Annotated in this window: 1 protein-coding gene; it reads right to left on the bottom strand. The window is 59.2% G+C overall.

Annotated features, from left to right (window positions below; translation table 11 throughout):
- The coding region (locus tag D1614_RS29165; RefSeq protein WP_241558174.1) for a P-loop NTPase family protein at nt 1-238 on the bottom strand (238 nt) is incomplete at both ends.

The raw sequence follows: 238 nt of genomic DNA, 5'->3' as shown, positions 1-238 counted from the left end.
AATCCAACGTCCTGCGATAAAACCGCAACGCCACCCCCAGCACCACCACCGTAAACACCATCAGCGGCCAGATGCTCGGCCACAGCTCAAACCAGCCATTGCCCTTGAGCAGGATGCCGCGCGTGAGCCGGTTGAAGTACGTCATCGGCAGCAGGTTCCCAATCACCTGCGCCCACTTGGGCATCCCCACGAACGGAAACATGAAGCCCGACAGCAGGATGTTCGGCAGGAAGTAGAA

Origin of the sequence: Maribellus luteus, from assembly GCF_003576475.1 — a bacterium.
Classification (GTDB): Bacteria; Bacteroidota; Bacteroidia; order Bacteroidales; family Prolixibacteraceae; genus Draconibacterium; species Draconibacterium luteum.
This window is presented reverse-complemented; position numbering and strand designations above follow the sequence as displayed.